We start from the raw sequence: 26,680 nt of genomic DNA, 5'->3' as shown, positions 1-26,680 counted from the left end.
GCTGCGGGGAAGGGCGGCGGCCGGTGTGCCGTCAGCGCAGGGTGTACTCGCACAGGTGCTTGCCCTCGACGCCGCCCGCGTCCTCGACGACCTCCTTCCCGTCGACGGTGATCGAGCAGGGGGCCGTCCCGAACCGGCCGTCGGACGGCTTCACCGAGCCCGGCACGACGGACACGGTGATCCCGACCTCGCGTTCGGTGGCGGGTGCCGGTGGGCCGGCCCCCCGACCACGGCCGTACCTCATGCCGGACAATCCAGGGGCGTCCGCCCGAGCCGTGGCGGGGCACCGGCCTCACGGGAAAGGACCGACATGCGGCTTCGCTGCGCCGTGCTCGACGACTTCCAGGACATCGCCACCACGATCGCCGACTGGAGCCCCGTCCAGGACCGGGTGGAGGTCACCGCCTTCACCGAGCACTTCGCCACCGAGGACGAACTGGCCGCGGCACTCGCGGACTTCGACATCGCGGTGACGCTGCGCGAACGCGTCCCGTTCCGCGCCTCCCTGCTCGACCGGCTCCCCCGGCTGAAGCTGATCGTCGCGTCCGGCATGCGCAACTCGGTGATCGACTACGCGGCCGCCGAACGCAACGGCGTCACGGTCTGCGGCACCCAGAGCTCCCCCACCCCGCCGGTGGAGCTGACCTGGGCCCTGCTCCTCGGACTCGCCCGCGGCATCGTCACGGAGCACAACGCCCTGCGTGCGGACGGCCCTTGGCAGTCGACGGTCGGCGCGGACCTGCACGGACGCCGCCTCGGCCTGCTCGGGCTGGGCAAGATCGGCAGCCGGGTGGCGCGGGTGGGACTCGCCTTCGGCATGGAGGTCACGGCCTGGAGCCCCCACCTCACCGAGGAGCGCACGGACGAGGTGGGCGTCGAACTGGCTCCCTCGAAGGAGGAGTTGCTCCGCACCAGCGACTTCGTCTCCCTCCACCTCGTCCTGGGCGACACCACCCGGGGCATCCTGGGCGCCCCCGAACTGGCCCTGATGAAGCCGACCGCCTACCTGGTCAACACCTCCCGCTCGGCGCTCGTCGACCAGGACGCCCTGCTCGACGCCCTCCACGGGTCCCGGATCGCGGGCGCGGCGGTCGACGTCTTCGACACGGAACCCCTGCCCGCCGACCACCCGATGCGCACCGCGCCCCGCCTCCTGGCCACCCCCCACCTCGGTTACGTCTCCGAGCTCAACTACCGCACGTACTACGGCCAGGCGGTCGAGGACATCGAGGCCTACCTCGCCGGCACCCCGCTCCGCCGCCTCGGCTGAACCCCGGCCGCCTGGCGGCGGAACACCGCGGGGGGCCACGAGGCCGCTGGAACGCACCTGCCGGCCTTCGGCACCCCGACGGGTGCGCCCGAAGGCCTTTTCCTGCCTACCCGCGCCTCCGCACCCGTCACCTGCCGCGCGTTGCTCCGCGACCGCGCCGTCCACGTCGAGGAGGCCGACATCCGAGCCGTGCCACACCGCCGCCAGGCCCTGCGCGAGCCGACCTGACGTCGCCCCGCACCGATCACGGCCCGGCCAGCACCCGGCGCACGAACTCCTGCAGCCGTGACCGCAGTTCGTCACGGTCCGTACCGCAGTCGCCCGCGAGGTGTTCGACCAGGTCGGCGCGTACGGCGGCCAGCAGGGCGTGTGCGGTGAAGCCGGGGTCGGCGAGGCCCGGGACCCCGGCCAGCGCGGAGCGCAGCAGCTCGTGCCACCGCCCGTAGTGCTCTGCCCGGTAAGGGCTGCCGGACCCCGCTCCCTCCAGCGCCAGCATGAGATGGCGGTGGTCCAGCTTGAAGCACAGCAACGCGTCGAGCAGCGCGGGCACGCGTCCCGCCGGCGGCGTGCCGGGGCCCAGAGGCGGCGGCCCGTGCGACACCGCCGCCTCGAGGGGCTCCAGCCGCGCCGCGTAAAGCTCGGCGATCAGCGCCGTACGGTCGCCGAACGCGCGGAACAGCGTGCCCTTGCCGACGCCGGCCGCCGCCGCGACGTCGGACATCGTGATGTCCTCGGGGCTGTCGCAGCGCGCGAACAGGTCGTCCGCCGCGGCGAGCAGGGCCGCCCGGTTGCGCGCCGCGTCCTTGCGCGGCCTGCGTGCGGGCGCACCGTCCACCGGTTCCGTCTCCATCATCGACCTCCCGCGCTTGCAAAGCGGACCAGCGGTCCGTATCGTCGCTTCCCGTAAAGCGGACCGACGGTCCGTATTCTACGGGACGGAGACACCCCCATGCCCGAGCACACCCCCGCCTCCCCCGAGGCGCTCTTCCGCCACAGCCTGCGCCTGCTGCTGGACAAGGACATCCCCGCCTGGACCGCCCTGTGGGACGACGACGGTGTCCTGGAGTTCCCCTTCGCCCCCGAAGGCTGGCCCCGGCGCCTGGAGGGCAGGGAGGCGGTCGCCGCGTACATGCGCGACTACCCCGACCACATCGACCTGCACGACATCCCCGACCTGCGCGTCCACCGGACCGACGACCCCGACACCATCGTGGTCGAGATGCGCGCGGAGGGCCGTGTGGTCGCCACCGGCGCGGCCTACGACATGACGTACATCGCCGTCGTCACCTTCCGGGACGGCCTGATCACCGGCTACCGCGACTACTGGAACCCGCTCGCCGTGCGCGAGCCCGGCGTCGACTTCACCGGGAGCACCCGATGACCCCCACCGGCACCGTCCTCGTCGTCGGCGCCACCGGCACCACCGGAAGCCGCACCGCCGCCCGGCTCCTCACCGCCGGCCACCGCGTCCGCGCCGCCTCCCGCCGGGGCACCCCGCTCCCCGGTGCGGAACCGGTCCGCTTCGACTGGTACGACCCCGCCACCCATGACGCCGCCCTCACCGGCGCCGACCGTGTCTACCTCGTCCCACCGGTCGGGGACCCGGACCCGGCGGCGGTCATGCTCCCCTTCCTCGAACGCGCCCGGACCCTGGGCGTGCGCCGAGCGGTGCTCCTCAGCTCCTCGGCCGTTCCCGAGGGCGGCCCGGCGGTGGGCAGGGTGCACCAGGCCCTCCCGTCCCTCTTCGACGAGTGGGCGGTGCTGCGCCCCTCCTGGTTCATGCAGAACTTCACCGGCGCCCACCTCCATGCCACCACGATCCGCGAGACCGGTGCCTTCGCCACCGCCACGGGTGACGGCCGCGTCGCCTACGTCGACGCCGACGACATCGCCGCCGTCGCGGTACGCGCCCTGACCGACGACGACGCCCCGAACCGCGACCTCGTCCTGACCGGCCCCGAGGCCCTCACCCACGACGACATCGCCACGATCCTCACCGAGGTCACCGGCCGCCCCGTCACCCACCACCGCCTGACCGTCACCGAGGTCCGCCACCGTCTCACCGAACAGGCGGGCATCCCTTCGGAGTTCGCCGCTCTCCTCGCCGACATGGACCACGCCATAGCCACCGGCACCGAGTCCCGCACCACGAACACCGTCCACCACCTCACCGGCCGTCGAGCCCACGATTTCCGCACGGTCGCCGAACGGGAGACCGCGCTCATCCCCTAGGGACCTCAGCCGTGTCGCCGGGAAGGGACTGCCCCGGGCACCGGCGAGGAGGTCGGGAAGGACACGTCACCGGCCGCGGTCAAGTCCCGCCGGGTCACGGATCCGTCCCGGCCGGGGACGCGTCCGGTGGTGGTGTGCGCTGCACCCGCCCCCTTCTGTAACAGCGGTGTACGAGCGGACGGTCGGGCTGAACGGCGAACCGAACCGGTGCCTCTTGGCGTTCGGAAACGCTCGCCCGGACCGACGGGCCGGCACATCGACCGACACCGAGGAAGACACCATGCGCGTCAACAAGCTCACCGTCGCAGCCCTGGCCGTCGTCGCGGGTCTCTCGCTCACCGCCTGCCAGAACGACGACGCCGCCACGGACCAGAGCAACTCGTCCGCCGCGTCCACCCCGTCCTCCTCGAACGGCGGCTCCGGCTCGGGCGGCTCGGCCCAGGGCGCCTCGAAGGACTCCACCGGGAAGAACACGGACGAGGGGAAGGGCACGATCGCCGGAACCGGCTCCGACGAGGGAGGCACGACCGGCAAGTGCCGCACCGACGAGCTGGAGGTCACGGCGACGGACCACACCGTCGAGGGCGACCCGGAGGGCATGGTCGCGGTGGAGTTCACCAACGGCGGCGGCCGGGACTGCGCGATCTCGGGTTACGCGGGTGTCGACCTGAAGACCGACGCGGGATCGCTGTCCGCGGAGCGCACCGGCGAACAGGCCCCCTCGGTCACCCTCGAGGACGGCGAGTCGGTGGCCTTCGCCGTCAGCTACCCGGTCAACGACTCGGGCGGCTCAGGCGTCCGCATCACGGGGCTGGTGGTGACCCCGCCGGACGAGACGAAGTCGGTCACCCTCGACTGGCCGGGCGCCGCCTCCCTGCCCGTCACGGACGGCTCCGGCACCCCGGTGCAGGTCGGCCCGATCGGCAGCGCCGGCCAGGGCGGCTGACCCGCACGGGCCCGGAGGGCGAGTGCGGTGCGAGGGCCGGGAAGCTGCCCGACTGCCGGTGAGGGCCGACCGACGACATCGGTCCGCTGAAGCCGGTGCTGCAGGACGAGCGCGAGGCCCGCCCGAACACGCCCCTCACCGAACTCACCGGACGCCACTCCACACCGACCGGCCCGCGCCGTCATCACCGAGGCCCGTGTCGCATTCCCCACCTTCGCCGAGGACATCGACGCACTCTGCCGCTGAACCGCACTGCCGACACCGTGCTCACCGGCGGAGCTCCCAGCTCCGCCCATAGGGTCTTGACCGGCACCGGTTCCCCCCGTGCCCGCCCGGCCCGAGTCGTGTTCAGCCGTGTCGCCAAGGGCGCGTCGGGCAGGCCTCCCACGAGAAGCGCCGCATCCGCGCGTTCTCCACGTGGCCGGCCGTGTTCCCATAGTCGATGTTGAGGTGGCGCCCGAGCACGACGACGGCCACGCTGTCGGCTCCGGCGGCTTTGAGGGCCGCGGCCGCGGACTGGGCAGGGCTGCCGGTGGTCCAGGTGTCGTCGATGAGCAGAACGTTCTCACCCCAGAGCGCCAAGGAGGTATAACGTGCCGCGGACAAGGACCGACCCAGTTCAGCCGCTCCCGGTGTCGGCGTGAGCAGGTCGCGGTGGCGGTCGCGGGTGATGCCCACCGTTTCGGCGACCATGGACCGCAGGGGATGATCCGCCCGCCCACTCGTGCTGGGGACCGTGGTCACGGTGTCGAAGGCGGCAATCGCGCAGTGATCGGTGAGGCACTTCTCGTGCAGGGCGAGGAAGCGCCACAGGACAGCCGCCAGTCCCGTACGGAAGTACTGCTGCTGGGGACCTGCGGTGTTCTTGTAGCGCCAGAGCTCATTGGCGTACTGCTCCCCCTTGAGGGCCAAGCTGACCGGTACGACCGCATCGGCCACACCTGTCCCCAGCAGTCTCCCGGCCTCATGGCAGGACCAGCACGTGGGATACCCGCTCTTCGCCGGACCTCGGCAGACCTGACACACCCCCGGGCCGGGCGGTAACGGGTGGACGAGGAAGTTGGTGTAGCGGGCGGACAGCCCGACGACGGTTGCCATTCCGGTCGACCGGCTACGCCCAGGTCAGTTCGCCCGTGGAGGGGACGAGGGAGTCGAGTCGGCTGAAGACGTCCTCAGGCCGGTCGATGACGGTGGTGTTCGGCCTGGACGCGTACTCCCTGGCCCACTCGTGAGTCAGGAGAGAGCGCATCAGGAAAACCGGACGGCCGTGCTCCAGCGCGAGGCGGGCCTGCATCCGTGCACCACTGCGATAGGCCGCCTCGATCACGACGGTGGCCAGGCTGTAGCCACTCATCACCGCGTTGCGCATCGGAAAGGACGTCTTCGAAGGCGGGGCGTCCGGCCAGAACTGCGAGATCAGCAGACCGCGCTCGGCGATCTCCTCCTGAAGCCTCATGTTCTGGGCCGGGTAGGCACGGCGGAGCCCGGTCCCGACCACGGCGACGGTACGGCCGCCGACGGCGAGGGCGGTGCCGTGGGCCGCGGTGTCGATGCCGGCGGCCAAGCCGCTGACCACCGTGACACCACGCTCTGCGAGTCCGCCCGCGATGGCGCGGGCATGAGCGAGGCCTTCCGGGGTCGGAGTGCGGGTGCCCACGACAGCGACCCTCAGGTCGTCCTCGACGGGGGTCCCGCGCAGGAAAAGGAACGGGGGACGCTGGTGAACCAACCGCAGAAGCAACGGATAGCCCTCGTCAAGGACCGTCACCAGCCGCAGCCCTTCACGCTCCCAGGCGGCGATCTCGGCGGCGACACCGTCCAGGTCGACTGAGGGCCCGGTGTCGAAGAGCGCGCCCTGCCCGGAGCCGTCGAGCGCGTTCTCCAGAATCTCGTGGGCACTGCCGACGGCCTCGATCTGGTCGGTGATCTCTGACCAGGGGCGATCGTCGCGCCGCAGCAGTGCGACGAGGGCGGCTCGCTCCAGTTCCCGGTCCATGCGGCAAGTGTAGGCACGGCGTCCGAAGCGCCGGGCTGCTCGGCCGGGCGGTTCGGGTGGGCACAGGCTCAGGCCGCGCATGCGGCCTCGCCCGGTGTCGTGCAGCCGAGCCGGCAGTCGCGGCAGCGGCCGGGTTCCGGGGCGCGGAAGACCCGCTCGCAGCCGTCGCAGTCCTGGAAGGGGGGCGGGCGGTGGGCGCCGACCGTGACCGGTGGAGGCGCCGAGGTCGCGGGAAGCGGCGGGGGCAGCAGCTCGCGGAGGCGGTAGGCGATCACGCCCGCCGGGTGCTTCATGGGGACGGGCAGGTCGGCGGTCAGGGTGCGGTGGACGGCGGCGGGGGCGGCGCCTCGTTCGAGCCAGTCGACAACACTCGGGGCCAATCTGTTCACGTCCCGCAGGGACAGGGTGAGGCGCTCGTCGGTACGGCGCAGACCGGCGAGGAGGGCGACCGCCTCCTCGTACCGCCGACCAGCGCGAACGGGCTCGCGCGGCGGGCCCACGGGAGCGGAGGCGGATACGGACACCTCAAGGGCCTCCACCGGCGCGTCCGGGACAACCGGAGCAGCCTGAGCAGCCGGGGCAACCGGCTCATCGGAGACTTGATCGCCCTCCTCGGGAGCCTCCCGGCCGCCCGCACCCTCGACCGAGTCCCGAGCGTGGGCCCGACCCGCCCCCGCACGCCCGGCCGTCCGAGCAGGAACGGACGACACGGCCGCCCGCGCGGACAACGGCGTGTGGTGGGCGTACGTACGCGTCACCAGACGGCCCGCCTCCGTGTGCTCGCGCACCCGCTCCAGGTAGCCGTGCGCCTCCAACTCCCGCAACGCGAACGCGATCCGGTCCCGCCCCTCGGGGAAGCGCTCGGCAAGACTGCGGATGTCGACCGGCGTGCCCTCGGGCACCGACAGGATGTGGGTAGCCAGCCCGATCGCGGTCAGCGACAACTCACGGTGCTGGGCGAGGTGGTTGCCCACGACCACGTACTGACCGGACTGGTACGTGCGTACGTGTGTGACACCGGAGAGTGTGGCGGATCGTCGAACACCCTGAATCGGAAGCGGGGCAGGACTAGGCTTTTCCTCAGCCATGGGGAAGCTCTCTTCTTCCTCGTTGGTCAGGCCCTCGCCTTGGGAGTGCTAGTCCCGGCGGGGGCCGACGCATGTACGGGCTTGGGGGAGCGCCGAGTTGCTCCGGCCGCTCCTGCGCCGAGACTGCCCGCCCGAACCACCATCGCGCCAGCCAGTTCGACGCGTTTCACCCGCCCGAGTGACCTACGCGAGGTTTGGTTGGGTTGGTTGGTTTTTTCCCTGGGTTCTTAGGTCTTTTACCGCCCGCAGCCCCGGCCCACGCACCACCGGGTCCCGCCGCACCCGACTCCGGTGCTCCACCACCCGAGGCATCCCCTCCGGACCTGCTGTCAGCGACAGTGGTTACGGCGCCCAGGTGACCACCGCTGACGACCGCACCCTTCCCCCCCCCCCGCCCTCGCCGACACGACCCTCACCGCACTCGCCGAACGCCACGCCACCACCCCCCGCCGCCCGGCCCGCGACATCCTCAACGAGGCCCGCGCCGAGTTCCCGACCTTCGCCGAGGACATCGACGCGCTCTGCCGCTGAGCTCACCGGAAACGGCCGAGCTCCAGCTCGGCCCACACGGTCTTGCACGGGAACGGCCCCGGCAGCACACCCCAGCGGTCGGCCAGCTCCTCGACCAGCAGCAGCCCGTAGCCCGACTCTGCGGGCTCCGGTGGAACGTCGCCGGTCACGGGCACGCTCTCGCCCCTGGGATCGGCCACCTCGACACGCAGCACCCCGTGCGCGGTGACGGTGAGGACGAGCCGGAAACCCCGGCCGGGTACATGGCCGTGCACGGCGGCGTTCGCGGCGAGTTCGGCGACGATCAGCCGGGCCGGGTCGAGTGGCAGTTCCCAGGAGCGCAGTCGCTCGGTGGCGAGCAGACGGGCCAGGCGGGCGCCCCGGCGGGTGGCGGAGAGCGGCACGGTGAACTGGTGGAGCGGGGTCCGCGATGCGGTGATTTCCTGATTCACATCACCCAGCGTGTTCACGCGTGCGTACTGTGTGAAGAGAGATGGCCCGTGCGACCAGTAGCTGCCCGTGAGGTGTCCGGTTCCGTCCGGGCTGCCCGGGACGACCGGACGCGGGCGACCGGAGTTGGTCCGGGGAAGGGCGCGCGACGGGAGGGCGGCGAGCATGAGCGGGTGGGAAGCGGGGCTGGACGACGAAGAGGCCGGGGCCGTGATGCGTACGGTCACACGGCAGTTGAAGCTGTGGCGGGAGGCGGCCGGCCTCACCCAGGCGGAGTTCGGGGCGGCGATCAAGTACGGGGAGGAGCTGGTCTCCTGCGTGGAGCGGGGACGACGGATTCCCCGGCCGGAGTACTTGGACGCGGCGGACGAGGTACTGGGTGCGGGCGGGAAGATCGCCGCGATGAAGAAGGACGTGGCGGAGGTCCGGTATCCGAAGAAGGTGCGGGACGTGAAGCGCCTGGAAGCGGAAGCCGTCGAGATCTGCTCCTACAACAACTGCGTCATCGATGGTCTGTTGCAGACCGAGGCATATGCACGAGCAGTGTTCAGCTCTCGGCGACCGCAGTTCGCGGAAGATGAGTTGGAGCAGCGGGTAGCCGCTCGGCTGGACCGCCAGGAGATCTTCTGCGCTCCGACAGCACGCCCTCTCTTCAGCTTCGTGCTGTGTGAAGCGACGCTGCTCCGCCTGATCGGGGGCAAGATGGTGATGCGTAACCAGCTCGAACGACTGTCGGAAGTAGCCCAGTTGCGGAACGTCGACCTACAGGTCCTGCCTCTAAGCCGGGAGGAGAACTCAGGCCTCGGTGGCCCCTTCCGACTGCTCAAGCTCAAGGACGGAGCGGCCGTCGGTCTGAGCGAAATCCAGCTCACCAACCGTGTGATCACCGACCCGAAAGAGACCACGGTCCTCGACATGCGCTATGGGATCATCCGGGCGCAGGCTCTCACACCACGAGAGTCGCTGGCCTTCATCGAGAAAGTGCTGGGAGAGTCATGACCCTCAAGCCCTCTGACGGAGCCGACAGCAAACTGGAGTGGATAAAGAGCAGCCACAGCTCGGACGACGGTCCGTCCTGCGTCGAGGTCGCCGCCACTGCCTCGGCAACCGTCCACGTGCGCGACTCCAAGATCCCGGACGGCCCCCGCCTCACCCTCACCCCCACCACCTGGGCGACCTTCCTCCCGTACGCCTCAGGCAACTGACGCGAACGGGGCGGGCACAGCGTACGTACGCTGTGCCCGCCCCGCTGCTCGTCGGGATCAGGTCGTCGACCGACGCCTCCGCGCCCCCGGACGCCGCTCGCTCGGCCTCGTCACCGGGTCGCCCGCGTCCAGCGCGGCCAGCCGGCGTCGCGTGCCGAAGTCGGCCAGGGCCTCCGCCAGCTTGTGGACCGACGGCTCGGGGGCCATCACGTCCACCCGCAGGCCGTGTTCCTCCGCCGTCTTCGCCGTCGCCGGGCCGATGCAGGCGATCACCGTCACATTGTGCGGCTTGCCCGCGATGCCCACCAGGTTCCGGACCGTCGAGGACGACGTGAACAGGACCGCGTCGAAGCCGCCGCCCTTGATCGCCTCACGGGTGTCCGCCGGGGGCGGCGAGGCGCGGACCGTGCGGTAGGCGGTCACGTCGTCGACCTCCCAGCCCAGCTCGATCAGGCCCGCGACCAGCGTCTCCGTGGCGATGTCGGCGCGCGGCAGGAAGACGCGGTCGATCGGGTCGAAGACCGGGTCGTACGGCGGCCAGTCCTCCAGCAGGCCCGCGGCCGACTGCTCACCGCTCGGCACCAGGTCCGGCTTCACGCCGAAGGCGATCAGCGCGTTGGCCGTCTGCTCGCCCACCGCGGCGACCTTGATCCCGGCGAAGGCGCGGGCGTCGAGGCCGTACTCCTCGAACTTCTCCCGGACCGCCTTCACCGCGTTGACCGACGTGAACGCGATCCACTCGTAGCGGCCCGTCACCAGGCCCTTGACCGCCCGCTCCATCTGCTGGGGCGTGCGCGGCGGCTCGACGGCGATCGTCGGCACCTCGTGCGGCACGGCCCCGTACGACCGCAGCTGGTCGGAGAGCGACGCCGCCTGCTCCTTCGTGCGCGGGACGAGCACCCTCCAGCCGAACAGCGGCTTGGACTCGAACCACGACAGCTGGTCCCGCCGGGCGGGGGCGCTGCGCTCACCGACCACGGCTATCACCGGCCGGCCGCCGTCCGGGGACGGCAGCACCTTCGCCTGCTTCAGCGTCTGCGCGATCGTGCCGAGCGTCGCCGTCCAGGTGCGCTGCCGGGTCGTCGTACCGGCGACGGTCACCGTCAGCGGGGTGTCGGGCTTGCGTCCGGCGGACACCAGTTCGCCCGCCGCGGCGGCCACGGAGTCCAGCGTGGTGGAGACGACCACCGTGCCGTCCGACGCACCGACCTCGGTCCAGCACCGGTCCGAGGCCGTGCGCGCGTCCACGAAACGGACGTCCGCGCCCTGGGCGTCGCGCAGCGGCACACCGGCGTACGCGGGTACGCCGACCGCCGTCGCGACACCGGGGACGACCTCGAACGGCACCCCGGCCGAGGCGCACGCCAGCATCTCCTCGGCGGCGTACGCGTCGAGCCCGGGATCACCGGACACGGCACGCACGACCCGCCTGCCGCCCCGCGCGGCCTCCATGACAAGATGTGCGGCATCCCGCACCGCGGGGACACCGGCGGTTGTTGACGCGCCGTCAACGACCGTCAGCTGGGGCGTGCCCGGATCCGGCGTGCCGGAATCCGTGTGCACCTCGGCGACGCCCTGCCTCGCGTGCGTGCGTACGACGTCGAGCACCTCGTGCTCGGCGACGAGGACGTCCGCGTTCGCCAGCGCCTCCACGGCGCGCAGGGTCAGCAGTCCCGGATCCCCGGGTCCGGCACCGAGGAAGGTGACGTGCCCGTGTTCCGGAGGGGCGGGAAGGGTGGTGGGGCTCACTGTGCTCGCTCCCCCATCAGACCGGCCGCGCCCTGCGCGAGCATCTCGGTGGCGAGTTCGCGACCGAGTGCCATCGCCGCCTCGTGCGTCTCGGGCACGGGACCGGTGGTGGACAGCTGCACCAGCGTCGAGCCGTCGGTCGTGCCGACGACGCCGCGCAGGCGCATTTCCTTGACAGTCTGCCCGTCGGCCAGCAAGTCGGCCAGCGCGCCCACAGGGGCGGAGCAGCCGGCTTCCAGGGCGGCGAGCAGGGAGCGCTCGGCCGTCACGGCGGCCCGCGTGAACGGGTCGTCGAGCTCGGCGAGCGCGGCGATCAGCTCCGCGTCGTCCGCGGTGCACTCGATCGCCAGTGCCCCCTGGCCGGGGGCGGGCAGCACCGTGTCGACCGACAGGAAGTCGGTCACCTCGTCGCTGCGTCCGATCCGGTTCAGTCCGGCGGCGGCCAGCACCACGGCATCCAGTTCGCCCTTCAGGACGTACCCGATGCGGGTGTCGACGTTGCCCCGGATCGGGACCGTCTCGATGTCCATGCCGCGGCTGCGCGCGTACGCGTTCAGCTGCGCCATGCGGCGCGGCGAACCCGTACCGACGCGGGCGCCGCGCGGCAGGTCGGTGAGCTTCAGCGCGTCACGGGTGACCATCACGTCGCGCGGGTCCTCGCGCACCGGGATGGCCGCCACGACCAGTTCGTCGGGCTGCGCCGTCGGCAGGTCCTTCAGCGAGTGCACCGCGAAGTCCACCTCGCCCCGCGCCAGTGCCTCGCGCAGCGCGGCCACGAACACGCCCGTGCCGCCGATCTGCGCGAGGTGCTCGCGCGAGACGTCGCCGTACGTGGTGATCTCGACGAGCTCGACGGGCCGTCCGGTCACCTGGCTCACGGCTTCCGCCACCTGCCCGGACTGGGCCATGGCGAGCTTGCTCCGCCGCGTCCCCAGCCTCAGTGCCTTCTCAGTCATGCCGGCCCTCGGTTCCTTGCGTTCTTCTCGGTGCTTTCCTCGGCTCGGGAGACGGAGGCCACCGTCTCGGGGTCGAGGTCGAACAGGGTGCGCAGCGCGTCCGCGTACCCGGCGCCGCCGGGCTCGGCCGCGAGCTGCTTGACCCGTACCGTCGGCGCGTGCAGCAGCTTGTCGACCACCCGCCGCACGGTCTGGGTGATCTCCGCGCGGTGCTTGTCGTCCAGGCCGGGGAGCCGCCCTTCCAGACGGGCGATCTCGCCGGCCACCACGTCGGCCGCCATGGTGCGCAGGGCGACGACGGTCGGCGTGATGTGCGCCGCCCGCTGTGCCGCCCCGAACGCGGCGACCTCGTCGGAGACGATACGCCGCACCTGGTCCACATCGGCAGCCATCGGAGCGTCCGCGGAGGCTTCCGCGAGCGACTCGATGTCGACGAGGCGCACACCGGCGAGGCGGTGCGCGGCCGCGTCGATGTCGCGCGGCATCGCGAGGTCCAGCAGGAACAGCACGGGCTCGGGGCGCGGCGGCTCGGCCACCGGCTCCGGGCGGCGCCGCTCGGGGATCCGGCCGACGGCGGACGCGGTCGCGGCGAGCGCGCCGATCAGGTCGGCGTCGGCCTCCGGGCCGCCGCGGCCGGTCCGGTCGTTCTGGCGGCGGTCGACGGTCGTGCCCGCGGCCCACGCGGCGTGCTGCTCCAGCGTCGCCGCGTCCATTCCGGCGACGGCGGCCTCGCCCATCACGGAGAACCCGGGCCGTACGGCGGACAGGTCCAGCGGGCAGCCCTCGTCCGTACCCACGGAGGTGGGCGGGAGCGGTGCCTCGGCAACCTCGTCCCGGTCGGCGACCTCGTCCAGGTCGACGACCGGCTGCTGTCCGGCGCGGCTCCCGACCCCCGCGGCGACCGCTTCGGCCGTCAGGACCAGCCCCGTAGCGCCGGTGCAGGAGACGACGACGTCGGCACGTGTCAGCTCGAACGGCACCGAGGTCATCGGGACCGCGCGGGCCAGCACGTCCGTGTCGTCGCCCTCGGTCAGGATCCGCGCGAGGCGCTCGGCGCGCTCGGACGTCCGGTTGGCGATCACGATCTCGGCGACACCGGCCCGCGCGAGCGTGGCCGCGGCCAGCGACGACATCGAACCGGCGCCGATGACCAGGGCCTTCTTGTCCCGCGCCCACGTCTCGACGGGCGCGCCCACGGCCAGCTGCTCCAGGCCGAAGGTGACCAGGGACTGCCCGGCGCGGTCGATACCGGTCTCGGAGTGGGCCCGCTTGCCGACCCGCAGCGCCTGCTGGAACAGGTCGTTCAGCAGCCGTCCGGCGGTGTGCAGCTCCTGCGCGCGGGCGAGCGCGTCCTTGATCTGGCCGAGGATCTGCCCCTCGCCCACGACCATCGAGTCGAGGCCGCAGGCCACCGAGAACAGGTGGTGGACGGCCCGGTCCTCGTAGTGCACGTAAAGATAAGGAGTGAGCTCCTCCAGGCCGACCCCGCTGTGCTGGGCGAGCAGCGTGGACAGCTCGGCGACACCGGCGTGGAACTTGTCCACGTCGGCGTAGAGCTCGATGCGGTTGCAGGTGGCGAGGACCGCGCCCTCGGTGGCGGGCTCCGTGGCGACCGTGTCCTGCAGCAGCTTGATCTGCGCGTCCGCGCTCAGCGAGGCCCGCTCCAGCACGCTGACCGGCGCGCTGCGGTGGCTCAGTCCGACGACGAGGAGGCTCATGCCGGCATCACGGCGGGTACGTCCCCGTCGGGTCCCTGGTCGGTGGTGGACGGCCGGCGGGCGGCGGCCGGGGCGGCGGCGGTGGTGGTGTCGGCCGTGGTCTCCTCGCCGGCCTTGCGCTGCTCGTGGAAGGCGAGGATCTGCAGCTCGATGGAGAGGTCCACCTTGCGCACGTCGACACCGTCCGGGACGGTCAGCACGGTCGGCGCGAAGTTCAGGATGGAGGTGACACCGGCGGCCACGAGACGGTCGCAGACCTGCTGGGCGGCGCCGGCGGGGGTGGCGATCACACCGATCGACACGCCGTTGTCCTGGATGATCGACTCGAGCTCGTCGGTGTGCTGGACCGGGATGCCGGCGACGGGCTTCCCCGCCATCGCGGGGTCGGCGTCGATCAGCGCGGCGACCCGGAAACCACGGGAGGCGAACCCGCCGTAGTTGGCGAGGGCGGCGCCGAGGTTGCCGATTCCCACGATCACGACCGGCCAGTCCTGGGTCAGACCGAGTTCGCGGGAGATCTGGTAGACGAGGTACTCGACGTCGTAGCCGACCCCCCTGGTCCCGTAGGAGCCCAGGTAGGAGAAGTCCTTGCGCAGCTTCGCGGAGTTGACCCCCGCGGCGGCCGCCAGCTCCTCCGAGGAGACCGTGGGCACCGAGCGCTCCGAGAGCGCGGTGAGGGCGCGGAGGTACAGCGGAAGGCGGGCGACGGTGGCCTCGGGAATTCCTCGGCTACGGGTCGCCGGTCGGTGAGTTCGGCCAGTTGCCACGGTGCTCCTGCGGGTAGAGCGGGGCTTCAGGCGGTCATACGTCAGGTCATACGTCCCCGGACCGCCCCGTCGAATGCAGGCTATGTCTTTGTGAACGCGTGCACAAAGATTGTGTCCGATTTGCCCGGCCAACGTGACCGGGGTCACGCGCCCCCGGCGCACTCGCGAGGAACCGGCGCGCGAGCACCACCGTTCCTTTTCTTCTGGGGGCAAAACCGCACACTCTCCTCTGTGAATCCCGCCCCCGAGACCAAGCCGCCATCGATCCTAAGCGACTTTCCGGTCGGTTTGGACTGGCCGGTCAGTTGGTGAGGGCCCTGCGGAGACGGTCCTCGTTCACGCGCCAGAAGGTGTGCTGCTCGCCGTCGACGAGGACGACGGGGATCTGCTCCCAGTACCGGTCGTGCAGCTCCCGGTCCTGGGTGATGTCCTTGTGCTCCCACCGGACGCCGAGCTCTTCGCACACCTTCTCCACCACCACCTGCGCGTCGTCACACAGATGGCAGCCGGGCTTGCGCACGAGGGTGACGAGCCGGTCCTGCGGGGCGGCCGGGGTGTTGCGGCGGAAGAGAGGGCTCATACGGGTCATTGTCGCGCGCGTCTTAACGCCCGGGACCCGGAGAGTTCACGGCGCCCGAACCTCTCGGCTCCGGAACATCCGCACCGACTGGCTATGCTCACGCCATGGCCGCTCTCGGATGGCTCACTCCCCGTAGGCGCTCCGCCACGGCGCGGAGCGTGTTGGCAGGCGAGGCCTCGGCGGAGGCAGCACGCAAGTCCACCCAGGAAGTTTCCGAACGCGAACCGGAATTCCCGGTCGTCGGGGACGAACGGGCCGCCGCGTTCTTCGACCTGGACAACACCGTGATGCAGGGCGCCGCCCTGTTCCACTTCGGGCGGGGCCTGTACAAGCGGAAGTTCTTCGACACCCGCGACCTCGCCCGGTTCGCCTGGCAGCAGGCGTGGTTCCGGCTGGCCGGGGTCGAGGACCCCGAGCACATGCAGGAGGCCCGCGACTCGGCGCTCTCCATCGTCCAGGGGCACCGCGTCTCCGAGCTGCAGTCCATCGGCGAGGAGATCTACGACGAGTACATGGCCGAGCGGATCTGGCCGGGGACCCGGGCGCTGGCACAGGCGCACCTGGACGCGGGGCAGCGGGTCTGGCTGGTCACGGCGGCACCGGTGGAGATCGCCACGGTGATCGCGCGCCGGCTGGGGCTGACCGGGGCGCTGGGGACGGTCGCGGAGTCGATCGACGGCGTGTACACGGGCAAACTGGTGGGCGAACCGCTGCACGGCCCGGCGAAGGCGGAGGCGGTCCGCGCGCTGGCGCTCGCGGAGGAGCTGGACCTGAGCCGCTGCGCGGCGTACAGCGACTCGCACAACGACATCCCGATGCTGTCACTGGTGGGCCACCCGTACGCGATCAACCCGGACTCCAAGCTCCGCAAGCACGCCCGCCGCATGGACTGGCGCCTGCGCGACTACCGCACCGGCCGCAAGGCGGCCAAGGTCGGCATCCCGGCGGCGGCGGGCGTAGGCGCGGTGGCCGGCGGCACGGCAGCCGCCATCGCCCTCCACCGCAAACGCCGCTGACCCGCGGGCAGCCGCCCGCCGCCGTTCACGCCACTCCCCCCGCCGTTCACGCCACTCCCACCGCTCCCGCGGACAGCCGCCGCTCCCGCCGCCCCTGCCGCTTCCGCGGGCAGTCGCGCCTCCCCCAGTACCTGAAGGGCCTGGGAGGTACCCCCAGGGCGATGGGGGTACCTCCCGCTCATGGGGGCCCCTCCCGCTCGAGCGAAGCCGAGAGTGGGGGAGAAGCCGAGAGCGGGGGAGAAGCCGAGAGCGGGGGAGGCACCCCGCAAGCGCCGGGCCGCGCGGCACCCCCCGCCCGGCCGCGCCACCGGGCACCCGGTCAACCCCCGTACGCTCACCGAACCGATCACCGGGGACCACTTCCGCCACCCCGCACCCAAACCCGGCCAATCCAACTGCCCTACCCCGCAACCCCCTTGCCCAGTCCTCTTGGCTGCACACGGCCACAACTCGCCCCATACCGCCCCCGAATGCGAACACTTCCGGTCGGAAACCGACCCTCATGCGGCACCCAAACACCCCTCAACCAGTTACAGAAGCGACGCAATCGGCGATTTGAGCAACTCGGTGTAGCAGAGCCTGCACGAAGCGTTATTCTCCTCAGACGCAATCCGGTACCCACCCGTAGCTACGACGGGTGAACGGTCCCGCACTGCACGTGATGGAAGCTCTGCCTCTGGGAGTCCCGTGTACCCACACGTCGGGGTTGACGCCTCGGGCCTGGCTACGCTGCGCGCGACAGTCGCGACAGCCCGAGACCTGCTGCGCGGCATCGTCCCCACCGCGCACGCGGTCCCCGCGTTCGCCACCGCCCCCGCCGTCGGCCCGTGCTACGCCCTCGCCGACGGCAGCGCCGCGGTCGGCGGACGGGGGCGCCGCTCCGCAGCACCCTCCACCGCCCCCGCCGCGGCCAAGAGCGCGGCCAGAGGAGCCGCCGCCAGGACGACCACCGGCGCCTCCGCCGCCCGCCGCCCCGCCGCCGACAGCGACAGCGCCCGGATGATGGACCTCGTCGAGCGCGCCCAGGCCGGCGAGGCCGACGCCTTCGGACGGCTGTACGACCAGTACAGCGACACCGTCTACCGCTACATCTACTACCGCGTCGGCGGCAAGGCGACCGCCGAGGACCTCACCAGCGAGACCTTCCTGCGCGCACTGCGCCGCATCGGCACCTTCACCTGGCAGGGCCGCGACTTCGGCGCCTGGCTGGTGACCATCGCCCGCAACCTCGTCGCCGACCACTTCAAGTCCAGCCGCTTCCGCCTCGAGGTCACCACCGGGGAGATGCTCGACGCCAACGAGGTCGAGCGCTCCCCCGAGGATTCCGTTCTCGAGTCCCTGTCCAACGCCGCCCTCCTCGATGCCGTACGACGACTCAACCCCCAACAGCAGGAGTGCGTCACGCTCCGATTCCTCCAAGGTCTGTCCGTCGCCGAGACCGCCCGTGTGATGGGCAAGAACGAGGGCGCCATCAAGACCCTCCAGTACCGGGCCGTCCGCACCCTCGCCCGGCTCCTCCCGGACGACGCCCGCTGACCCGCATCCGCCCGCCGACCGGGACACGCTCCGCGACACCCAACTCACGGTACGTGAAACTCGGTTGGCTTCCTCATTCGGTCATCCCGGGTCCGTAACCCAAGTGCCGCGCCACTCGTTGTGCGGGATACAGGCTCCCTGTGGTCACCCCCTGACCGACTTCGATCACTCGATCGTGTGGCCCTGGTCAGGGCGGGGAACCCTCAGGACCCCCTGGGGAGTCGACCGTGATGACGAGAGGAGGTGCCGCCAGTGATCGCGAACGTATCGGCGCACCGGCGGGCGAACGCCTTCGCCCAGGCCCTGGAGGAGCAGTCCGACCGGGGCACGGCGGCCGAGCAGCCCGAAGGATCGACACCGGCCCCGGCCGCCGCCGCGGAGACCGAGCAGGCACAGCTGCTCGCTCTGACCTCCGGCCTCGGCGCGCTGCCCAAACCAGAACTGGACCCCGAGGTCAAGGTCGTCCAGCGGGCCCAGCTGGTGGCCGCGTTCGAGGTCATGCTCCAGGAGGGCACCGCTGCGGGCGAGGCGACGGATCAGACCGTACCCGGACAGCGCTCGCACCGGGCCAGGGGCGCCCACCGGGCGACCCCGCTGGGCAAACTGCGACCACGGTCGCGGCTGGCCAAAGGACTCACCGCGGGCGGGCTCACCGTCGGCGTCGCCGCCGGCGCCCTCGGCGGAGTCGCCGTCGCCAGCTCCGACGCCCTGCCCGGTGAGTCCCTCTACGGACTCAAACGCGGCATCGAGGACGTCAAGCTCGGCCTCGCCGACGGCGACGACGAGCGCGGCCGGGTCTACCTCGACCACGCCTCCACCCGCCTCGGCGAAGCCCGTCGGCTGATGGAGCGCGACCGCAGCGGCCCCCTCGACCACGAGTCCCTCGGCGATGTCCGTCGCGCCCTCTCCGGCATGCGGCACGACGCCGCCGAGGGCCACCGGCTGCTGCGCGAGGCGTACGAGCGCGACCCCGGCTCCCTGGGCCCCATGCGGGCGCTCTCCTCCTTCTCCCAGGCACACCGCAAGACCTGGGGCACCCTGCGTGACCGGCTGCCCGTGCAGCTGGGGGACGTGAGCGAGCAGGTCTCGTCGGTGTTCGACGCCATAGAGGAAGACGTCGCCCCGCTGCAGTCGCTGCTCCCCGGGCCCTCGACCGGCGAGGACGACGACGGCGCACGGCGGCGCGGCTCCGCGTCGACACCCGGCGCCCCGTCCGGCACGGACCCCTCGCAGTCCCCCGGCACCGGCGGCGACACCTCCGGCGAGAGCGAACCCGGCAGGGCAGGCCCGTCCGGTTCCGCCGACGCCGACCGCGAGAGCGACGACCTGCTCGGTGGCAACACCGGCGACCTGCTCGACCCACCCGAGGAGAGCGGCGCCGTCACCACTCCGCCACCGGCGACGGGCGGCATCACCCCGCCTCCCGCCCCCGATGTCACCATCCCGCCCCTCCTGCCCGGACTCCTCCCGGGCCTGGGCATCGACAGCCAGGACGCGGAGTAGAACGGAGGGCGCCCCTCGCATCACAGCGAGGGGCGCCCTCCGAAGTCGTACGCGACGACGGTCCGCTAGAAGAACACCGACCGCCGCTGCACCAGCAGCTTGTACAGCGTGTGCTGGATCTGTTCCCTCACCTGGTCGGTCAGGTTGAACATCAGCATCGGATCGTCCGCCGCCTCCGGCGGATAACCGTCCGTCGGGATCGGCTCACCGAACTGGATCGTCCACTTCGTCGGCAGCGGAATCGCGCCCAGCGGGCCGAGCCACGGAAACGTCGGCGTCAGCGGGAAGTACGGAAAACCCAGCACCCGGGCCAGCGTCTTCGCGTTCCCGATCATCGGATAGATCTCCTCCGCCCCGACGATTGAGCACGGAACGATCGGAACGCCCTGCCGCAGCGCCGTCGAGACGAACCCGCCACGCCCGAACCGCTGCAGCTTGTACCGCTCGCCGAACGGCTTCCCGATGCCCTTGAACCCCTCCGGCATCACCCCCACCAGCTCACCCTGCCCGAGCAGGCGTTCGGCGTCCTCCGTGCACGCCAGGGTGTGCCCGAGCTTGCGGGCGAGCTCGTTGACCACGGGCAGCACGAACACCAGGTCCGCCGCGAGCAGCCGCAGATGGCGGCCGGCCAGATGGTGGTCGTGGACGGCGACCTGCATCATCAGGGCATCCACCGGCACCGTCCCGGAGTGGTTGGCGACGATCAGCGCGCCGCCCTCCGAGGGGATGTTCTCGACGCCCTTCACCTCGACCCGGAAGTACTTCTCGTACACCGGCCGCAGCAGGGACATCAGGACCTGGTCGGTGAGCTCCTCGTCGTACCCGAAGTCGTCGACGTCGTAGTCCCCGGTGAGCCGGCGGCGCAGGAACGCCAGACCGCTCGCGATCCGCTGCTCCAGGCCGCCCGAGCCGACACCCAAGCCGACACCCGAGCCGTCACCGGCCGGTTCCCGGGGCTGCTCGTCCACACCCGTCACCCGATCATCATCCTGCGCGGACGCCACACCCGGCAGGGGCTGGACCTCCCCGACCGCCGCGGGCTGCGCGCCGCCCTGGCGCCGACTGCCCGCGCTTCGGCGGCGCGCCGGGCGCTGCGCGGCACCCCCGCGCGAGCGGTGGTCGTCGTCGAACGGAATGACCTTGGCGTCCGCCATCGTTGCTGCGCTCCTCAGTTGGCGCTCTGCGTCGGGGGGTGACCGCTGCCCGGCAGGGGCAGCGCGGCGATCCGGTCGACGGCCCTCGCGAGGGTCTCCGGCGGAAGCAGCCCGGGGCCACGACTGCGCACGAAGTCCGCAAACGTTTCAGCAGTCGAGTACTTCGGGGTGAAGCCCAGCGTCTCCCGCATCTGGTCCGTCGCCACCACCCGCCCGTGCGTGAGCAGCCGGATCTGCTCGGGCGAGAAGTCCGTCATCCCCAGCGTACGCACCAGTGAGCCCGCCCAGGTGACCGCGGGAAGCAGCAGCGGCACGGTCGGCCGGCCGAGCCGCCGCGAGCACTGCGAGAGCAGCAGCACGCCGTCGCCGGCGATGTTGAAGGTGCCGCTGTTGAGCGTGGAGCGCCTCGGTTCGTGCGAGCCGATCCGCAGCACCTCGACGACGTCGTCCTCGTGCACGAACTGCAGCCGGGGGTCGTAGCCGAACACGGTCGGCAGCACCGGCAGGGAGAAGTACGAGGCGAGCGGACTGTCCGCGGCCGGCCCCAGGATGTTGGCGAACCGCAGCACGCACACGGCGACGTCCGGACGGCGGCGCGCGAAGCCGCGCACGTACCCCTCGACCTCGACCGTGTCCTTCGCGAAGCCACCGCTGGGCAGGGACTTGGGCGGGGTCGACTCGGTGAAGACCGCCGGGTCGCGGGGCGCGGAACCGTAGACGCTCGTACTGGACTTCACGACCAGCCGCTTGACGACGGGGGACTTCTGGCAGGCACCCAGCAACTGCATGGTGCCGATGACGTTGGTCTCCTTCAGCGCGGTCCGGCCGCCGCTGCCGAGCGGCGTCCCCGTCACGTCGAGGTGGACGACCGTGTCCGCGCCCGACTCGGCCAGCACCCGCGCGATGGTGGGCTGGCGGATGTCCGTCCGGACGAAGTCGGCGCCGCCCAGGTGGTGCTCGGGCGGGACCGCGTCCACGCCGACGACCCGGTCCACCTCGGGATCCCGCAGGATCCGCCGGACGAAACGGCCCCCCAGCTGACGGGCCACCCCGGTCACGAGCACGACCTTTCCCAAGATCAGCGCCTTTCTCTCGCTCTGCTCCCGACGGCCAACCTATCGGGTCGTCGTCGCTCTGTGGTGCCGACCGGATACTTGAAGTGACGACAGCCCCGGACGTACGAACGCCGGAAGCCCGAATGGCAGTGGCCCCCCACCGGAGTGCGGTGGAGGGCCACTGGACACGCTCTCGCGCTGTCGCTTACTTCTTGTTGCGACGCTGGACGCGCGTGCGCTTGAGCAGCTTGCGGTGCTTCTTCTTGGCCATCCGCTTGCGCCGCTTCTTGATAACAGAGCCCACGACTACCCTCGCTCACTTCTCATGACTCGGTGTTTGGGCGCCATGGGCCCACACGACCTACGAGGGGCTAGCCTACCCGCCCGAGCGCTGAGACCGTAATCGAGGTGACCGGGGAGGCCCGTGAGTGCCCGGTACGGACCTCCCCGGAACGCCGTCAGGCGGTTTCCACCCCCACGTAGCTCTCGCGGAGGTACTCGTGAACCGCTTGCTCCGGGACGCGGAAGGACCGCCCCACCCGGATCGCGGGCAGATGACCGCTGTGCACCAGCCGGTACACGGTCATCTTCGACACTCGCATCACCGAGGCGACTTCCGCCACGGTAAGGAACTGAACCTCGTTCAGAGGCCTCTCGCCAGCTGCAGCCATGACACACCTGAACCTTCCGCACTCGACGGCCACCGGCTTCCCCTTCCGGTGACTCTTCGTCGTTGCGTGCTCACTCCCCAATGTAGGGGCGGGTGATGCGAGTGGGGAAGAGGTGCACCCATCGGCGGCCTACTGTGACAGACACGCTCGATTGAGTACGTAGCGGGTCAACGGCAGGTAGTAATCGGACCGCACGCCGTCATCAAGTGGAACGACGAGGGAGACGGCCCCCTCGGCCTCGCCGACGAACGGCGCGGGGTCGTTCACATCGGCCGACCCGACGGCCTCGAACCCCAGCTGACCTGCCCCGCAGACCCAGCCGTGGTCTCCGATCACCAACTCCGGAAGCGGTCCGCCGGCCTCGGCCGCCGCGGCCAGCGCGGTCCGAACCGGGAGGGGGGAGTGCGTGTGTGCGCCGGGCTCACAACCGGGGCGTTCCGCGGTCGCGCCCCGGACGAGCCCGACTCCCCGTACGTAGTCGAGGTTGTACGTGCGTAGACCGAACCGGGTCGTTATGTCGACACAGCGACCCTGCGCGGGGGTGAGGACGGTACATCCCGCCGCCGACAAGGCGTCTGCCAGAACGGCGTAGAAACCGAGCAGCCGGTGCGGGTGACCGGTGCCGAACAGGACCGGCCCGCCACGCTCCGCAGCGATCGCCAGCCGCCCCGCGAAGGCGTCCAGGGCGGCCAGGGTCCGCTCGGGGTCGATCACATCATGGCCGGAGACGTGCGCGGGATCGGCCGAAACCCCGCACCTGTCCGCCATCAACGCGAGCAATTCCCGCTCATCCCATACCCGTTCGGGATCCAGCCCGATCAGCAGGCGCGGATCCCGGGCGGCGAACAGCCGGTAGCTCCGCAGGCTCTCCTCCCGCGTGGTGCCCACGACCCCGGCGAGCCGGACGGCGAGGAGGTGGGCACGGAGCTCGGCGGTGGTCAGCACGGAAGCGATGCTGCGGGATACCGGGACGAGGCGGGGCCGGGAACGGGGGAACACCGCACGGACGGCGTAACGGAACACCCGTACGACCGTACGGCCGTCAGGGCAGCAGCCCCCGCAGCGGGAACACCGCGCGCCGCGCCGCCAGGATCGCCTGGTCCAGGCGGTCCGCCGGGTCGTACCCCGCGTCCCACGCGGCCCAGGACACCGGCCACCGCCCGTCCGTCATCCGCCGCGGCGCCGGCTGCCGGGTCCGGGCGTACACCTCCTGCCGCCAGCCCTCGGGGATCACCGTCGTGGGCTCCACCGGCCGCTCGGCCGCGATGCCCACCAGATGGGTCCAGGACCGGGGCACGACCTCCACCACCGCGTAACCGCCCCCGCCCAGCGCCACCCACCGCCCGTCGGCGTGCTCGTGCGCCAGCTCGTGGCACGCCACCTGCACCGCCCGCTGCGCGTCCAGCGACACCGCCAGGTGCGCCAGCGGATCCTCGAAGTGCGTGTCGGCCCCGTGCTGCGTCACCAGCACCTGCGGCCGGAAGTCCGCGATCAGCTCCGGCACGACGGAGTGGAACGCCCGCAGCCACCCCGCGTCCCCGGTCCCGGCCGGCAGGGCCACGTTGACCGCGCCGCCCTCCGCGCCGGCCGCCCCCGTCTCCTCCGGCCACCCGGTCTGCGGGAACAGCGTCCGCGGATGCTCGTGCAGCGAGATCGTCAGCACGCGCGGGTCCTCCCAGAACGCCGCCTGCACCCCGTCCCCGTGGTGCACGTCGACGTCGACGTACGCGACCCGCTCCGCACCCAGCTCCAGCAGCCGCGCGATCGCCAGCGCGGCGTCGTTGTACACGCAGAAGCCGGAGGCCGCGCCCGGCATGGCGTGGTGCAGCCCGCCCGCGAAGTTCACCGCGTGCGGCGCGTCCCCGCGCCACACCGCCTCCGCCGCGCCCACGGACTGCCCCGCGATCAGCGCCGACACCTCGTGCATCCCGGCGAACGCGGGATCGTCCACCGTCCCCAGCCCGTACGCCTGGTCCGCGGCCGCGGGGTCCGCCGACGCGGCCCGCACCGCCTCGATGTAGTCCTCCCGGTGGACGAGCCGCAGCGTCGAGTCCCCGGCCGCCTTCGCGGCGACCACCTCCACCTCACGGTCGAGCCCCAGGGCACCGACCAGACTCCGGGTCAGCGCCAGCCGGACCGGGTCCATCGGATGGTCCCGGCCGAAGTCATAGCCCGTCACTGCCTCGTCCCACATCAGCTGCACGCGCCCGCTCATGCCCGCCACCGTATCGGTCCGGCCGATCCGCGAACGACCTGGCGTACGCGAGCGTCACCAGCACCAACACCATCGGCACGAGCATCGCCCCGCGGTAGCTCCAGGTGTCACCGAGCGCCCCGACCAGCGGCGAACCGATCAGAAAACCCACATAATTGAAGACATTGAGCCGCGCGACGGCCCTGTCCGAAGCCCCCGGGCCGCCACGCCCGGCAGCCCGCCGCCCGGCCGCCGCGAAGGTCTGCGGCACCAGCACGCACAACCCGAGCCCCAGCAGCGTGAACCCCAGCATCCCCACCCACGCACCCGGCGCCCCGGCCACCACGGCGAACCCCACCGCCGCCACCAGCGCCCCCGCCCGCACCACCGCCACGGCCCCGAACCGCCGCACCCCGACATCCCCGAGCGCCCGCCCCAGCAACGTGGTGACCATGTAGACGTTGTACGGAACGGTCGCCAGCTGCTCCGAACTCCCCAGCACGTCCTGGAGGTACTTCGCACCCCAGTTGGAGACCGTCGAGTCCCCGATGTACGCCACCGTCATCACCAGGCACAGCGGCAGCAGCCACGTGAGGCCGTCGGCCGTGTGCCCGCCCTCCGTGTTCTCCGGAGCCGGCTCCTCTTCCCCGTCTCCCCCGTCGACGTACCACCGGCTTCCGACCAGCGCGGCCGGCAGCAGCACCAGCACCACCGGCAGATACGACACCCACAACGCCAGGTCCCCGTGCGCCCCCACCCACGCGAGCGACGCCCCGACGATCCCGCCCAGGCTGTACGCGGCGTGGAAGCTGAGCATGATGCTGCGCCCGTACGCCCGCTGCAGACTCACCCCGAGCATGTTCATCGACGCGTCCAGCGCACCGACGGCCAGCCCGAACACGGCCAGCGCCACGCCGAGCCCCGCCATGTGTCCGCCCGCTCCGACGCCCAGCAGCGCCAGCAGCACCACCGGCTGCGACCACCGCAGCACCCGGCTCGGCGGCACCCGCTTCACCAGCCGCTCCGTGGTGACACTCCCGATGCCCGCCAGGATCGGCACGGCGGCGAGGAAGACCGGCAGCAGCGCGTCGGAGACCCCGTACCGGTCCTGCACGGCCGGGATCCGCGTCACGAGCAGAGCGAAGGCGACGCCCTGCACGAGGAAGCTGAACGCCAGCGAGACCCTGCCGCGCCGCAGCACATCAGTCATGGCGGCGAGCGTAGGGCTCGGGGATACCGGTGGGTAGATCCGGTCAAAGATGAGTCATCTTCAGTTTCGTGTGCCTGAGAGCAGCGGGAGCAACTCCCTCATGTCCTCGAAGAGTCCTGTGGTCCCGGAGAGCTTCCCGGCGGGCGTCATCGCGGTGAACCCGTACACGTCCATCCCGGCCGCGACCGCCGCCCGCACGCCCAGCGGACTGTCCTCGACGACCACGCACCGCCCGGGCGCCACACCCATCCGCTCGGCCGCGTACAGGAACAGATCCGGTGCCGGCTTCCCCCGTCCCACGTCCTGCGAGCTGAAGATCCGCTCGTCGTCGAACCACCGGTCGAGCCCGGTCGTGCGGTGCCCCACCCGGATCCGCTCATGGCTCCCGGACGAGGCCACGCAGTACGGCACCCCGTCGGCGGCCAGCTTCTCGAGCACGTCCATGGCACCGACGACCGGCTTCAACTCCCGCTCGAACGCGGCGAAGACCCGGGCGTGGAACACGTCGTCGAAGTCCGCCGGCAACCGCCGCCCGGTCCGTTCCTCGATGAGATCGTGCACGCGATGCATGGCGGAGCCCATGTAGTCACGGATGGAGTCCTCGTACGAGGTCGGGTGGCCGAGTTCGGTCAGATAGGCGGCCAGAAGGCCGTTGGAGATCGGCTCACTGTCGACGAGAACACCGTCGTTGTCGAAGATGACGAGGTCATAGCGCATGCCTTTGACCCTAAACGCAGAAAACCCCGCACCGTACCGGTGCGGGGTTTTCTTCAAGAATTGTTCGGCGGCGTCCTACTCTCCCACAGGGTCCCCCCTGCAGTACCATCGGCGCTGTAAGGCTTAGCTTCCGGGTTCGGAATGTAACCGGGCGTTT

The 26,680-nt window shown here is 71.6% G+C and carries 28 protein-coding genes, 1 rRNA gene and 1 pseudogene; 10 read left to right on the top strand and 20 right to left on the bottom strand.

The window, feature by feature from the left end; all coding sequences use genetic code 11:
• Positions 1–31 precede the first annotated feature (31 nt).
• The gene (locus AB0A94_RS00150; RefSeq protein ID WP_361736453.1) at positions 32–175 is read right to left on the bottom strand and encodes a hypothetical protein; all 144 of its coding nucleotides are present in this window, start codon (positions 173–175) and stop codon (positions 32–34) included.
• 135 nt (positions 176–310) lie between these two features.
• On the opposite strand from AB0A94_RS00150, the gene AB0A94_RS00145 reads away from it, so the two are divergent.
• Positions 311–1,270, top strand: coding sequence for a D-2-hydroxyacid dehydrogenase family protein (locus tag AB0A94_RS00145; protein ID WP_361736450.1), 960 nt, complete (start codon positions 311–313; stop codon positions 1,268–1,270).
• 244 nt (positions 1,271–1,514) lie between these two features.
• Here AB0A94_RS00145 and AB0A94_RS00140 read toward each other — a convergent pair whose 3' ends face one another.
• Positions 1,515–2,123 carry a TetR/AcrR family transcriptional regulator gene (locus AB0A94_RS00140; RefSeq protein ID WP_361736447.1) on the bottom strand — a complete coding sequence of 203 codons (609 nt, stop codon included), beginning with the start codon at positions 2,121–2,123 and terminating at the stop codon, positions 1,515–1,517.
• A 96-nt stretch (positions 2,124–2,219) separates the two neighbouring features.
• Between AB0A94_RS00140 and AB0A94_RS00135 the strand changes: the two genes are divergently transcribed.
• The 3 genes from AB0A94_RS00135 (at position 2,220) to AB0A94_RS00125 (ending at position 4,448) form a co-directional block, all read left to right on the top strand.
• On the top strand, positions 2,220–2,651 hold the full coding sequence (locus AB0A94_RS00135) for a nuclear transport factor 2 family protein (protein WP_361736444.1): 432 nt from the start codon (positions 2,220–2,222) through the stop codon (positions 2,649–2,651).
• The gene (locus tag AB0A94_RS00130; RefSeq protein WP_361736442.1) at positions 2,648–3,502 is read left to right on the top strand and encodes an NAD(P)H-binding protein; all 855 of its coding nucleotides are present in this window, start codon (positions 2,648–2,650) and stop codon (positions 3,500–3,502) included. Before AB0A94_RS00135 ends, AB0A94_RS00130 begins: the two co-directional genes overlap by 4 nt.
• A 280-nt stretch (positions 3,503–3,782) precedes the next feature.
• Complete coding sequence (locus AB0A94_RS00125; protein ID WP_361736439.1) at positions 3,783–4,448, top strand: DUF4232 domain-containing protein; 666 nt, start codon at positions 3,783–3,785, stop codon at positions 4,446–4,448.
• A gap of 348 nt (positions 4,449–4,796) precedes the next feature.
• Here the strand turns inward: AB0A94_RS00125 and AB0A94_RS00120 are convergent, their stop codons facing one another.
• The 3 genes from AB0A94_RS00120 to AB0A94_RS00110 form a co-directional block, all read right to left on the bottom strand.
• Positions 4,797–5,387: a hypothetical protein gene (locus AB0A94_RS00120; RefSeq protein ID WP_361736436.1), complete on the bottom strand. Its 591-nt coding sequence runs from the start codon at positions 5,385–5,387 to the stop codon at positions 4,797–4,799.
• Positions 5,388–5,559: 172 nt separating this feature from the next.
• Positions 5,560–6,444, bottom strand: a complete 885-nt coding sequence (locus AB0A94_RS00115; protein ID WP_361736434.1) for a DNA-processing protein DprA — start codon at positions 6,442–6,444, stop codon at positions 5,560–5,562.
• 68 nt (positions 6,445–6,512) lie between these two features.
• Positions 6,513–7,424, bottom strand: a complete 912-nt coding sequence (locus tag AB0A94_RS00110; RefSeq protein ID WP_361736431.1) for a helix-turn-helix domain-containing protein — start codon at positions 7,422–7,424, stop codon at positions 6,513–6,515.
• A 519-nt stretch (positions 7,425–7,943) separates the two neighbouring features.
• On the opposite strand from AB0A94_RS00110, the pseudogene AB0A94_RS00105 reads away from it, so the two are divergent.
• Positions 7,944–8,063, top strand: a pseudogene (locus tag AB0A94_RS00105) (SMI1/KNR4 family protein); the annotation flags it as partial.
• A 2-nt stretch (positions 8,064–8,065) separates the two neighbouring features.
• Here the strand turns inward: AB0A94_RS00105 and AB0A94_RS00100 are convergent.
• Complete coding sequence (locus AB0A94_RS00100) at positions 8,066–8,494, bottom strand: ATP-binding protein (protein ID WP_361736428.1); 429 nt, start codon at positions 8,492–8,494, stop codon at positions 8,066–8,068.
• 163 nt (positions 8,495–8,657) lie between these two features.
• Between AB0A94_RS00100 and AB0A94_RS00095 the strand changes: the two genes are divergently transcribed.
• Positions 8,658–9,491, top strand: a complete 834-nt coding sequence (locus AB0A94_RS00095) for a helix-turn-helix transcriptional regulator (protein WP_361736425.1) — start codon at positions 8,658–8,660, stop codon at positions 9,489–9,491.
• On the top strand, positions 9,488–9,697 hold the full coding sequence (locus AB0A94_RS00090; protein ID WP_361736423.1) for a DUF397 domain-containing protein: 210 nt from the start codon (positions 9,488–9,490) through the stop codon (positions 9,695–9,697). Before AB0A94_RS00095 ends, AB0A94_RS00090 begins: the two co-directional genes overlap by 4 nt.
• Before the next feature lie 57 nt (positions 9,698–9,754).
• On the opposite strand, the gene AB0A94_RS00085 is transcribed toward AB0A94_RS00090, so the two are convergent.
• The 5 genes from AB0A94_RS00085 to AB0A94_RS00065 all read right to left on the bottom strand — a co-directional run bounded on the left by AB0A94_RS00085 (position 9,755) and on the right by AB0A94_RS00065 (position 15,467).
• Positions 9,755–11,446, bottom strand: a complete 1,692-nt coding sequence (locus AB0A94_RS00085; protein WP_361736420.1) for a bifunctional uroporphyrinogen-III C-methyltransferase/uroporphyrinogen-III synthase — start codon at positions 11,444–11,446, stop codon at positions 9,755–9,757.
• A complete protein-coding gene (gene hemC / locus AB0A94_RS00080; RefSeq protein ID WP_361736417.1) occupies positions 11,443–12,402 on the bottom strand; it encodes a hydroxymethylbilane synthase in 960 nt (319 codons plus the stop codon). The genes AB0A94_RS00085 and hemC overlap by 4 nt, the downstream gene beginning before the upstream one ends.
• A complete protein-coding gene (locus tag AB0A94_RS00075; RefSeq protein WP_361736414.1) occupies positions 12,399–14,120 on the bottom strand; it encodes a glutamyl-tRNA reductase in 1,722 nt (573 codons plus the stop codon). The genes hemC and AB0A94_RS00075 overlap by 4 nt, the downstream gene beginning before the upstream one ends.
• Positions 14,117–14,887 carry a redox-sensing transcriptional repressor Rex gene (locus tag AB0A94_RS00070; RefSeq protein ID WP_361736411.1) on the bottom strand — a complete coding sequence of 257 codons (771 nt, stop codon included), beginning with the start codon at positions 14,885–14,887 and terminating at the stop codon, positions 14,117–14,119. Before AB0A94_RS00070 ends, AB0A94_RS00075 begins: the two co-directional genes overlap by 4 nt.
• Before the next feature lie 301 nt (positions 14,888–15,188).
• On the bottom strand, positions 15,189–15,467 hold the full coding sequence (locus tag AB0A94_RS00065) for a glutaredoxin family protein (RefSeq protein WP_361736408.1): 279 nt from the start codon (positions 15,465–15,467) through the stop codon (positions 15,189–15,191).
• A 104-nt stretch (positions 15,468–15,571) separates the two neighbouring features.
• Here AB0A94_RS00065 and AB0A94_RS00060 point away from each other — a divergent pair, with 104 nt between their 5' ends.
• From AB0A94_RS00060 to AB0A94_RS00050, 3 genes are all read left to right on the top strand, one after another.
• On the top strand, positions 15,572–16,483 hold the full coding sequence (locus AB0A94_RS00060; protein WP_361736405.1) for an HAD-IB family hydrolase: 912 nt from the start codon (positions 15,572–15,574) through the stop codon (positions 16,481–16,483).
• Positions 16,484–17,170: 687 nt separating this feature from the next.
• On the top strand, positions 17,171–18,019 hold the full coding sequence (locus AB0A94_RS00055; RefSeq protein ID WP_361736402.1) for an ECF subfamily RNA polymerase sigma factor, BldN family: 849 nt from the start codon (positions 17,171–17,173) through the stop codon (positions 18,017–18,019).
• A 252-nt stretch (positions 18,020–18,271) separates the two neighbouring features.
• Positions 18,272–19,522 carry a DUF5667 domain-containing protein gene (locus tag AB0A94_RS00050; RefSeq protein ID WP_361736399.1) on the top strand — a complete coding sequence of 417 codons (1,251 nt, stop codon included), beginning with the start codon at positions 18,272–18,274 and terminating at the stop codon, positions 19,520–19,522.
• Positions 19,523–19,587: 65 nt separating this feature from the next.
• Here the strand turns inward: AB0A94_RS00050 and AB0A94_RS00045 are convergent, their stop codons facing one another.
• From AB0A94_RS00045 to rrf, 9 genes are all read right to left on the bottom strand, one after another.
• The gene (locus AB0A94_RS00045; RefSeq protein WP_361736396.1) at positions 19,588–20,676 is read right to left on the bottom strand and encodes a lysophospholipid acyltransferase family protein; all 1,089 of its coding nucleotides are present in this window, start codon (positions 20,674–20,676) and stop codon (positions 19,588–19,590) included.
• A gap of 14 nt (positions 20,677–20,690) precedes the next feature.
• Positions 20,691–21,752 (bottom strand): NAD-dependent epimerase/dehydratase family protein, encoded by a 1,062-nt coding sequence (locus AB0A94_RS00040; protein ID WP_361736393.1) that lies wholly within the window; start codon positions 21,750–21,752, stop codon positions 20,691–20,693.
• Positions 21,753–21,936: 184 nt separating this feature from the next.
• Positions 21,937–22,035: an AURKAIP1/COX24 domain-containing protein gene (locus tag AB0A94_RS00035; RefSeq protein WP_003948845.1), complete on the bottom strand. Its 99-nt coding sequence runs from the start codon at positions 22,033–22,035 to the stop codon at positions 21,937–21,939.
• A 154-nt stretch (positions 22,036–22,189) separates the two neighbouring features.
• On the bottom strand, positions 22,190–22,402 hold the full coding sequence (locus tag AB0A94_RS00030; RefSeq protein WP_004984898.1) for a helix-turn-helix domain-containing protein: 213 nt from the start codon (positions 22,400–22,402) through the stop codon (positions 22,190–22,192).
• Between the two features lie 129 nt (positions 22,403–22,531).
• A complete protein-coding gene (locus AB0A94_RS00025; RefSeq protein ID WP_361736390.1) occupies positions 22,532–23,347 on the bottom strand; it encodes a phosphatase in 816 nt (271 codons plus the stop codon).
• Between the two features lie 97 nt (positions 23,348–23,444).
• Positions 23,445–24,617, bottom strand: a complete 1,173-nt coding sequence (locus tag AB0A94_RS00020) for an acetoin utilization protein AcuC (RefSeq protein WP_361736387.1) — start codon at positions 24,615–24,617, stop codon at positions 23,445–23,447.
• Positions 24,568–25,806: an MFS transporter gene (locus AB0A94_RS00015; RefSeq protein ID WP_361736384.1), complete on the bottom strand. Its 1,239-nt coding sequence runs from the start codon at positions 25,804–25,806 to the stop codon at positions 24,568–24,570. The genes AB0A94_RS00020 and AB0A94_RS00015 overlap by 50 nt, the downstream gene beginning before the upstream one ends.
• Before the next feature lie 60 nt (positions 25,807–25,866).
• The gene (locus AB0A94_RS00010; protein WP_361736381.1) at positions 25,867–26,523 is read right to left on the bottom strand and encodes an HAD family hydrolase; all 657 of its coding nucleotides are present in this window, start codon (positions 26,521–26,523) and stop codon (positions 25,867–25,869) included.
• 62 nt (positions 26,524–26,585) lie between these two features.
• A 5S ribosomal RNA gene (gene rrf / locus AB0A94_RS00005) occupies positions 26,586–26,680 on the bottom strand; the annotation flags it as partial.

The organism is Streptomyces sp. NPDC044984 (assembly GCF_040646935.1).
In the GTDB taxonomy this organism is placed as follows: Bacteria; Actinomycetota; Actinomycetes; order Streptomycetales; family Streptomycetaceae; genus Streptomyces.
Note: the sequence above shows the minus strand (reverse complement) of the source record. Positions and strands in the feature narration are given on the sequence as shown.

Bases quoted from the DNA above. Each gene is read 5' to 3' on its own strand.
- AB0A94_RS00145 (WP_361736450.1), top strand. From the start codon at position 311: ATGCGGCTTCGCTGCGCCGTGCTCGACGACTTCCAGGACATCGCCACC.
- AB0A94_RS00140 (WP_361736447.1), bottom strand. From the start codon at position 2,123: ATGATGGAGACGGAACCGGTGGACGGTGCGCCCGCACGCAGGCCGCGC.
- AB0A94_RS00135 (WP_361736444.1), top strand. From the start codon at position 2,220: ATGCCCGAGCACACCCCCGCCTCCCCCGAGGCGCTCTTCCGCCACAGC.
- AB0A94_RS00130 (WP_361736442.1), top strand. From the start codon at position 2,648: ATGACCCCCACCGGCACCGTCCTCGTCGTCGGCGCCACCGGCACCACC.
- AB0A94_RS00125 (WP_361736439.1), top strand. From the start codon at position 3,783: ATGCGCGTCAACAAGCTCACCGTCGCAGCCCTGGCCGTCGTCGCGGGT.
- AB0A94_RS00115 (WP_361736434.1), bottom strand. From the start codon at position 6,444: ATGGACCGGGAACTGGAGCGAGCCGCCCTCGTCGCACTGCTGCGGCGC.
- AB0A94_RS00095 (WP_361736425.1), top strand. From the start codon at position 8,658: ATGAGCGGGTGGGAAGCGGGGCTGGACGACGAAGAGGCCGGGGCCGTG.
- AB0A94_RS00090 (WP_361736423.1), top strand. From the start codon at position 9,488: ATGACCCTCAAGCCCTCTGACGGAGCCGACAGCAAACTGGAGTGGATA.
- hemC (WP_361736417.1), bottom strand. From the start codon at position 12,402: ATGACTGAGAAGGCACTGAGGCTGGGGACGCGGCGGAGCAAGCTCGCC.
- AB0A94_RS00075 (WP_361736414.1), bottom strand. From the start codon at position 14,120: ATGAGCCTCCTCGTCGTCGGACTGAGCCACCGCAGCGCGCCGGTCAGC.
- AB0A94_RS00065 (WP_361736408.1), bottom strand. From the start codon at position 15,467: ATGAGCCCTCTCTTCCGCCGCAACACCCCGGCCGCCCCGCAGGACCGG.
- AB0A94_RS00060 (WP_361736405.1), top strand. From the start codon at position 15,572: ATGGCCGCTCTCGGATGGCTCACTCCCCGTAGGCGCTCCGCCACGGCG.
- AB0A94_RS00045 (WP_361736396.1), bottom strand. From the start codon at position 20,676: ATGGCGGACGCCAAGGTCATTCCGTTCGACGACGACCACCGCTCGCGC.
- AB0A94_RS00030 (WP_004984898.1), bottom strand. From the start codon at position 22,402: ATGGCTGCAGCTGGCGAGAGGCCTCTGAACGAGGTTCAGTTCCTTACC.
- AB0A94_RS00020 (WP_361736387.1), bottom strand. From the start codon at position 24,617: ATGAGCGGGCGCGTGCAGCTGATGTGGGACGAGGCAGTGACGGGCTAT.
- AB0A94_RS00015 (WP_361736384.1), bottom strand. From the start codon at position 25,806: ATGACTGATGTGCTGCGGCGCGGCAGGGTCTCGCTGGCGTTCAGCTTC.
- AB0A94_RS00010 (WP_361736381.1), bottom strand. From the start codon at position 26,523: ATGCGCTATGACCTCGTCATCTTCGACAACGACGGTGTTCTCGTCGAC.